The organism is Streptomyces sp. JJ66 (assembly GCF_019303495.1).
Classification (GTDB): Bacteria; Actinomycetota; Actinomycetes; order Streptomycetales; family Streptomycetaceae; genus Streptomyces.
This window is the reverse complement of record NZ_JAEVFI010000012.1, coordinates 89,332-96,893: the sequence shown is the minus strand read 5'-3', so window position 1 is coordinate 96,893 and position 7,562 is coordinate 89,332. Positions and strand designations below refer to the sequence as shown.

The 7,562-nt window shown below is 68.9% G+C and carries 10 protein-coding genes and 2 pseudogenes; 8 read left to right on the top strand and 4 right to left on the bottom strand.

Annotated elements, in window-relative coordinates; genetic code table 11:
* Positions 1-369 precede the first annotated feature (369 nt).
* From JJV70_RS11495 to JJV70_RS11480, 4 genes and pseudogenes are all read left to right on the top strand, one after another.
* Positions 370-1,214 (top strand): annotated as a pseudogene (locus JJV70_RS11495) (aminoacyl--tRNA ligase-related protein).
* Positions 1,215-1,599: 385 nt separating this feature from the next.
* Entirely contained in the window at positions 1,600-2,130 is a 531-nt protein-coding gene (locus JJV70_RS11490) for a DUF6879 family protein (protein ID WP_219047743.1), read from the top strand.
* On the top strand, positions 2,114-2,380 hold the full coding sequence (locus tag JJV70_RS11485) for a helix-turn-helix transcriptional regulator (protein ID WP_219047742.1): 267 nt from the start codon (positions 2,114-2,116) through the stop codon (positions 2,378-2,380). Before JJV70_RS11490 ends, JJV70_RS11485 begins: the two co-directional genes overlap by 17 nt.
* Before the next feature lie 83 nt (positions 2,381-2,463).
* A complete protein-coding gene (locus JJV70_RS11480; protein WP_219047741.1) occupies positions 2,464-2,898 on the top strand; it encodes a hypothetical protein in 435 nt (144 codons plus the stop codon).
* Between the two features lie 75 nt (positions 2,899-2,973).
* On the opposite strand, the gene JJV70_RS22680 is transcribed toward JJV70_RS11480, so the two are convergent.
* Positions 2,974-3,375, bottom strand: a complete 402-nt coding sequence (locus JJV70_RS22680; protein ID WP_257573774.1) for a hypothetical protein — start codon at positions 3,373-3,375, stop codon at positions 2,974-2,976.
* 276 nt (positions 3,376-3,651) lie between these two features.
* On the opposite strand from JJV70_RS22680, the gene JJV70_RS11470 reads away from it, so the two are divergent.
* Genes JJV70_RS11470 through JJV70_RS11460 form a run of 3 tightly spaced genes read left to right on the top strand, consistent with a single transcriptional unit; the run spans position 3,652 to position 4,869 of the window.
* A complete protein-coding gene (locus tag JJV70_RS11470; protein ID WP_219047740.1) occupies positions 3,652-4,479 on the top strand; it encodes a helix-turn-helix transcriptional regulator in 828 nt (275 codons plus the stop codon).
* Entirely contained in the window at positions 4,463-4,675 is a 213-nt protein-coding gene (locus JJV70_RS11465) for a DUF397 domain-containing protein (protein ID WP_219047739.1), read from the top strand. The genes JJV70_RS11470 and JJV70_RS11465 overlap by 17 nt, the downstream gene beginning before the upstream one ends.
* Entirely contained in the window at positions 4,630-4,869 is a 240-nt protein-coding gene (locus JJV70_RS11460) for a DUF397 domain-containing protein (protein ID WP_374227281.1), read from the top strand. The genes JJV70_RS11465 and JJV70_RS11460 overlap by 46 nt, the downstream gene beginning before the upstream one ends.
* Positions 4,870-4,923: 54 nt before the next feature.
* Here JJV70_RS11460 and JJV70_RS11455 read toward each other — a convergent pair whose 3' ends face one another.
* The 3 genes and pseudogenes from JJV70_RS11455 to JJV70_RS11445 all read right to left on the bottom strand — a co-directional run bounded on the left by JJV70_RS11455 (position 4,924) and on the right by JJV70_RS11445 (position 6,914).
* A complete protein-coding gene (locus JJV70_RS11455) occupies positions 4,924-5,346 on the bottom strand; it encodes an arsenate reductase ArsC (protein WP_219047737.1) in 423 nt (140 codons plus the stop codon).
* Positions 5,339-6,513 (bottom strand): annotated as a pseudogene (gene arsB / locus JJV70_RS11450) (ACR3 family arsenite efflux transporter). Before arsB ends, JJV70_RS11455 begins: the two are co-directional and overlap by 8 nt.
* A complete protein-coding gene (locus tag JJV70_RS11445; RefSeq protein ID WP_219047736.1) occupies positions 6,510-6,914 on the bottom strand; it encodes a helix-turn-helix transcriptional regulator in 405 nt (134 codons plus the stop codon). Before JJV70_RS11445 ends, arsB begins: the two are co-directional and overlap by 4 nt.
* A 77-nt stretch (positions 6,915-6,991) precedes the next feature.
* Here JJV70_RS11445 and JJV70_RS11440 point away from each other — a divergent pair, with 77 nt between their 5' ends.
* Complete coding sequence (locus JJV70_RS11440; protein WP_219047735.1) at positions 6,992-7,525, top strand: ArsI/CadI family heavy metal resistance metalloenzyme; 534 nt, start codon at positions 6,992-6,994, stop codon at positions 7,523-7,525.
* Positions 7,526-7,562: the final 37 nt, after the last annotated feature.

Here is a 7,562-nt window from a genome sequence, read left to right as displayed (position 1 = left end):
TGTCTCCAGCGGGTCGAACCCAAAGCTGTCGAAGATCCGGGACAGCGTGTCAAACGCTGCCTTCCGACGACGTACCTCATCGGCCAGGAGGTCCCTGGTCCCCGACGGAGCCTTCGCGGCCTGCCCCATACTGGCGTTACTCCCCTGCTCTGGCGTGCTACGGCTGCGGGCGTGCTGGCTTTCAGTGAACAGGGCAACGCGGTGGTGGAGCAACGCCGTTTCCCTCAACGGGCGAAGCCGCACGAGCGGGTGAGGGACGAGCGCTACCTGACGTACGCCGGAAGGTTCGCGCTTTCGTGTGTCGGACCGTTCACCAGTTGCTAGCTTCGGCCATGTCATCCGAGCTGCCCGAGGAGAAGGTACCGCCTGATGCATGACGCCCGAGCCCTGATCGACATGGGCGAGGAAGCCGTTCGCCGCCTCGCCCGCCGGGGTTACTCACTGGACCTCTCCGCGCTGACAAGCCTCCAGTACCAGCGGAACCAGAACATCCGCTCGGTGGACGAACTGCGGGCGGAGTCCAAGCGCGTGGCCAGCGAGGTGCAGCAGGCGGCCAAACGGGGCGGGGACCTCTCGAAGCCGAAGGAGCGCGCCCGGGAGATCAAGGAAGAGATCCGAAGGATCGAAGCAGGTGCAACAGCAGCTCCGTGACCTTCTCCTCAGCATCCCGAACCTGCCGGACGACCGCGCTCCGGATGGCGACTCCGAAGCAAGCGCCGTCGAGGTCCGCCGAGTCGGGAGCGTGGCCTGATTCGGCAGCATCAGTTCGGCAAGGTCGAAATGGTACGCATCTGCGATCCCGAGGACGCCGACGCCGAACTGGGGAAGATGCTGGGGCATGCCGAGGCGTGTCTCAAGGAACTCGGACTCGCCTATCGCGTCGTCATCCTCGCGGCGGGTGACACGGGCTTCGCAGCCCAACTCACCTACGACCTGGAAGTGGGTTCCCGAGCCAGCACACGTACCGCGAAGTCTCGTCGGTGTCCCACTTCGGGACCTTTCAGGCGCGGCGGGCGAACATCCGCACGCGCGGCCCGCAGGGTAAGCCCAAACTGGTGGCCACTCTCAACGGATCGGGGCTCCCGGTGGGCCGCACGCTGGCCGCGCTGCTCGAACAGGGGCAGCAGCAGGACGGCTCGGTCGCGCTTCCCGAAGCGCTCATCCCCTACCTCGGCTCCCGCAGGCTCTCGCCAGCCGGAATGCTGGAGGCATAGTGCTCGTCGGCATCTGTGCTTCCCGCGAAGCTACGCCTGCCCCTCAGCCGGTCGGAGGCCCAAACTCCGCACGTCGAAGCCGGGTTTATGCGGGAACGCGAATACCGTCGAGGTGCCGTGGACTTGGGTGGTGGCAGACCCCTACTGTCGGACCGTTCGCTGGGAACAACCCTCAGGGAAGGGGTCACCTTGACACGAACTGACTTGCATCGCCTGACCGGCACCGTGGGCGGACCCGAGTGCGAAGACGACGACTGTCCCAACGTGTACCTGGACCACGTCCAAGACGAGATTGTCATTCAGGGTGAGCGCTGCGGGGTCTTCCAGCCGCCCGAGGGCGAGGTTCTGGTCAGGATTCCCGCGTCCGTTCTCCGGGAGGCTGTCCGTGCTCTTGGATGGTGACGACTGGCGCGCGTACTTCGACGCCTTCGAGCGGGAAGCCTGGCGGTTCGAGGCCCAGCCCACCTACACCATGCCGAAGGAGCGGGCGAACTTCGCCCGGTTCCTGAGGGGCGAGGCCAAGCCCCCGGACCACAACGCCCGCTGGCATGAGCGGGTGCGGCAGTACATGGCGTCAGGGCGTCGCGTCCGCCGCGTGCGCATCGTGCGCCGCCCCCTCACCGACTACCAGCGCTACCAGTTCTCCTGGGGCATACCGGGCAACATCGAAGCAGGCGAGGACATTCGCGTCCTGGACGTCACCGACGAGGACTACGGACTGCCGCTCACGGGCCAGGACTGGTGGATGTTCGACGACACCCGCATCGTCCACCTCAACTACCGCCCCGACGGCACCCAGATCAACCGGGAAACCCACACCGGCAACCCCGAGCCCTACTTGCGCTGGAAAGAGACGGCACTGAAACACGCCGTCCCCTTCAAGGAGTACATCAAGGATCTTGACCTTCGAACCTGACCGGCTCGGTGAGTCGAAGGCTGACTTGGCAGCGGCTCTCCAGCAACTACGAAAGGACGCTGGCCTCTCACAGGTGCGGCTCGCGCGGCGCTCGAACATGTCGCAGACGAAGCTCAGCCACATCGAAAACGGGCGATCCGCTCCCAGCCTTCTCGACGTGGAACTTCTGCTGCGAGCCCTCGCCGCTGCTGCACACGTCGTTTCTGAGCTGACGGCACTGGCCCGCTCACCGAGTGACAGGATTTCCTGAATGGCGTCAAGGCGAGTGACGTTCGAGCCGGAGCGTTTGAGGCAGTCGCCAGGGGAACTGGCTGCCATGCACCTCCTGATGTGGTGGAGCGGCGCCGGCGGGCGGTGGCCGAGTTTTCCGGGAGCGACGTGCCGCCCGCCGAAACAGCGTTGTGGTTGCTGAAACCCGCGCGGCTGGTGCGCGGCACGTGGCCCAGTTCCGAACAGGCGGTGGTCTGGCTGGGAGAACGGCTGCGAGAACACGCGCCGCGCTTCTTCTCGGCGTCGGAGCGCGATCCCGTGCGGCTGAAGCAGCACGCCTCGGTGGCGCGGGAGCGGCTTGACTGGGGCGGGGATGTGGTGGTGGCCGTCTACCTGCGGCAACCGCTGTTCCTCAGCGTCTCCGTGGTGACGTGCTCCCCGAACCGGGCGGCGCCACACCTGCCGTGCCCCCTGGCTCAGGACCATCGGCATCCGCAGGCGGAGCGGCGTCCGGGTGGTGTTGGGGGTGGCGGCGGAGGAGGACGCGGCAGTCGGTGACGCGGGACCAGTCGCCGGTGGCCTGGGCCTGGTCCATGTCGTCGTGGAGGCGGGCGCACTCGGGGCAGTCGGTGGTCACGGGTGCCTCCGGGCGCTGATGCGGTTGGCCTCGGCGACGCGGGCGCTCAGCACCTCGGGCGCGGTGAGTTCCCGCACGTCGTCCGGGTGCACGTCCCACTCGCGGCCACCGGAGAGCGGGCGGAGCTGTACGTACGGGCCGACGTTGCCCATCACGACGCCGATCCGGTCCGACGCGCGGTCCCGGACGACGACTTCCGGCACCCGGGCCGCGCCCTTGCGGACGGTGGCGGCCAGCCGGTGGGCCACGTCCGGGAGTGCGCTGCCCAGTTCCACCAGCCGCACGATGCCGATCGTCGGGGCGTCCCACACCCGGGGGTCCACGCCGACTCCCGGCAGGTGGAACCCCGCGTCGGTGAGCGCGGCACGCAGTTCCTCGGCCGCGTCTTCGGCGTCCACGCGCCGTCCTTCCGCGATCACTTGGTTCCCCACTTCCGCAGGGCCGCGAGCAGGCGGCGCAACTCGTCGTCGCTCAGACTCCGGCAGGCCGGGAGCGGTGGGAGCGGTACGAGAATTTTCTGATGGATTGTCACCATGGGGTTGCCTTTGTGCCGATGAGGGGGTTTCGTTGTACGTACGCGATGACTGTGCGTGCTCCAACCATCACCGGCCAGCCCTGCGCTGAACAGGGTTGTTCGATTTCCAAGCCATCGGGAAACTCGGGGAGTTCTGCGGATGATGCTCAAGCAGGAACCACTGGACGGGGCCGCCTACCTGGGGCGCGAGGTCTTCTACGCCCGCATGCACGCGGGCGTGACGCAAAGGGAACTGGCCATTGCCACGCACTACAAGGCGCCGTACATCTCCAAGGTGGAGAACGGCACCCTGCTGGCCAGCGAACAGTTCGTCGCTGCCTGCGACCGCTTCTTCAACACCAGTGGGTACTTCACCCGACTCCGGCAACAGATCGTCGAGCGCAGTCACCCATCGTGGTTCGTGCCGTACGTGAAGCTGGAGCAGAGCGCGGCAAGCATCTGCAACTACTCAAACTCCATGATCATGGGGATGCTCCAAACCGAGGCGTACGCCACTGCCGTGTACCGCTCAGCACATCCCCGGGAGAGTGCGGCTGAGATCAGCGACAGGGTGGCTGCACGAGTGCGGCGTCGTGAAGTCATGCGCCGGGAAAATCCCCCACTGCTGTGGGCCATCCTTCATGAAGCCTGCTTGCGGATCAAGGTAGGCGGGCCAGGTGTCATGGCGGAGCAGATGAGTTACTTGCTGGAGCAAGCCGAGGCGCCGCACGTCACAGTCCAAGTGTTGCCGTTCAGCGCCGGAGCCCCCGCAGCTCACTCGCAGTTCATCGTGCTAACGCAGCAAGATGGACTCCCGGTCGTGTACACCGAAACCTCGATCCGTGGCCACGTTGACGAGTCTGCCTCCGCAGTCGAGGAGGCCCAGGCCACGTACGATTGCCTCCGAGCCGCCGCGCGGTCACCAGAAGACTCGCTGGCGATGATTCGTGAAGCGATGGAGGCGTACAGCCATGAAGCACATTCCTGACCTCTCTCAGGCTCACTGGGTCAAGTCGAGCCACAGCGGCGGAAACGGTGGCGAGTGCGTCGAATACGCCCCCAGCTTCGCCGCCGAGGGCGTCGTCCCAGTGCGGGACAGCAAGGCTCCTCGTCAGGCGCTCGCCTTCCCCACTGACCAGTGGTCCGCCTTCGTCACGGGCGTCAGGGACGGAAGCCTCGCGTGAACCCGCCGTGGGTCAAGTCGAGTTACAGCGGCGGAAACGGTGGCGAGTGCGTCGAGTGTGCGCCGGGCCTGGCGCACACCGGGGTGGTGCCTGTGCGGGATAGCAAGCGTCCGCGTGGGCGGGCGTTGGCGATGCCGACCGCGCAGTGGGTCGCGTTTCTGGGTGAGGTGAAGGCGGGCCGGTTCGGCGGCTGACGCCACGGGAACACCAGGCCGCCCCGGTGCAGTAGGCCGGGGCGGCCGTCGTGCTCAGTGGGGTGGGGTGACGCCCAGTTCGGTGAGCAGGCCGCGCACGCGGGTGGCGATCTCGTCGCGGATCGGGCGGACGGCGGCTACGCCCTGACCAGCCGGGTCCGCGAGCTGCCAGTCGAGGTAGCGCTTGCCGGGGTAGACGGGGCAGGCGTCGCCGCAGCCCATGGTGATCACGACGTCGGACGCCTGTACCGCGTCCGGGGTGAGCAGCTTCGGCGTGCGTGCGGAGATGTCGATGCCGACCTCGGACATCGCTTCCACCACCGCCGGGTTGACGGCGTCGGCCGGGGCGGAGCCCGCGGAGCGGACGTCTACGGCGTCGCCCGCGAGGTGGGTGAGGTAGGCGGCGGCCATCTGGGAGCGTCCGGCGTTGTGGACGCAGACGAAAAGCACGGTCGGGCGGGAGCGGGAGTCAGGCACGGGCGGAGTCCTCGGTGACGGCGGCCGGGGTCGCGGCCGGAAGGGGTGCGGCGGGGTCGGCTGAGACGGCGGGGCCGCCGGGCACGCCGGAGGCGCCGGGGTCGGCGGGGTCGCCGGGAGCGGCCGGGAAGTGGCGGCGCAGGCGGAGGGCGACGTACACCAGGCCGACGAGCACCGGCACCTCGATCAGCGGACCGACGACCCCGGCGAGCGCTTGCCCGGAGGTGGGGCCGAAGGTGGCGATGGCGACGGCGATGGCCAGCTCGAAGTTGTTGCCGGCGGCGGTGAAGGCCAGGGTCGTAGCGCGCGGGTAGTCCAGGCGCACCGCGCGGGCCAGGGCCAGCGAACCGGCCCACATCACGGTGAAGTAGACCAGCAGGGGCAGCGCGATGCGGGCGACGTCCCAGGGGTGGGAGGTGATGGCCTCGCCCTGGAGCGCGAACAGGATGACGATGGTGAACAGCAGGCCGTAGAGGGCGAAGGGGCCGAGGCGGGGCAGCAGTTGGCCCTCGTACCAGGCGCGGCCCCGGGTACGCTCGCCCAGGCGGCGGGTCAGGTATCCGGCGGCGAGCGGGATGCCGAGGAAGACGAGCACGCTGGCGGCGATCCCCCACACCGACACGTCCAGCGAGATCTGTTCCAGTCCGAGCCAGCCGGGCAGCACGGAGAGGTAGAACCAGCCGAGCGCGGCGAAGGCGAGGACCTGGAAGACGGAGTTCAGCGCGACGAGCACGGCGGCGGCCTCACGGTGGCCGCAGGCGAGGTCGTTCCAGATGATGACCATGGCGATGCAGCGGGCCAGGCCGACGATGATCAGCCCGGTGCGGTAGTCGGGGAGGTCGGGAGGAACAGCCAGGCGAGCGCGAACATCAGCGCGGGGCCGAGCACCCAGTTGAGCACCAGGGACGTGAGGAGGAGGCGGCGGTCGCGGGTGACGGTCTCCAGCCGGTCGTAGCGCACCTTGGCGAGTACCGGGTACATCATCACCAGCAGGCCGAGCGCGATCGGCAGGGAGACGCCGGAGATGGTCACCCGGGCAAGGGCGTCACCGAGGCCGGGGACGAGGCGGCCGAGACCGAGCCCGGCGGCCATCGCGGCGAGAATCCACACCGCGAGGTAGCGGTCAATGAAGGAGAGTTTCGCGGGCGGCGGGGCGGGGGCGCTCATGCGGCGGTTCCCGGGCGGGTGGGCAGCGGCTGACCGGCGGGGCGGGTGAGGATGCCCGCCAGGCGGTCGGTCATCTCCGGCAGCAGGCGGTAGTACACCCAGGTGCCCCGGCGTTCGGAGTCGATCAGCCCGGCCTCGCGCAGGAGTTTGAGGTGGTGGGAGATCGTCGGCTGGGAGAGGTCGAACGCGGGCGTCAGGTCGCAGACGCACACCTCGCCGCCCGCCCGCGAGGCGATGATCGACAGCAGCCGCAGCCGCACCGGGTCGCCCAGCGCCTTGAAGACGCGGGCCAGTTCGACGGCCTGCTCCTGGTCCAGCGGTGCGCTGAGCAGGCCCGGGCAGCAGCCCGCTGTCACCCCGTCGGCGTCCGGCTCCACCACGGGAAGCTCTTGTTTCGACATGGCTCTATGTTGACGTTCTTCGATCCATGACGCAAGCTTGCATCGAAGGACATCAATACAACCTCTGGGAGACAGCCATGTCCCGAGCTCAGCTGGCCCTGCGCGTTCCCGACCTGGAGCAGTCGGTCGCCTTCTACAGCAAGCTGTTCGGCGCCGAGCCCGCCAAGCGCCGCGAGGGCTACGCCAACTTCGCGCTCACCGAGCCGCCGCTCAAGCTCGTCCTCATCGAGGGCGACGCGGACACCGAAACCCGGCTGGACCATCTCGGCGTCGAGGTGGAGTCCACCGAAGCCGTGGACGCCGCCACGCAGCGGCTGAAGGACGCCGGGCTGGTCACCTTCGAGGAGGCGGACACCACCTGCTGCTACGCGCTCCAGGACAAGGTGTGGGTGACCGCGCCGGGCGCGGAGCCGTGGGAGGTCTACGTCGTCAAGGCCGACGCCGACGCCTTCGGCACGAGCGCCGACACCGCGCCCACCGGTGCCGCGCCCGCCGCCCCCGCGAGCGCCGACACCGCGCCCACCGGTGCCGCGCCCGCCGCCCCCGCGAACGCCGCCCCCGCGAGCGCCGGTGCCGCGCCCGACGCCTGCTGCGCCCCGGGCACCCGCTAACGCCGTCGGCCGCTCCCAGCAGGCCGCCCCGCACCCC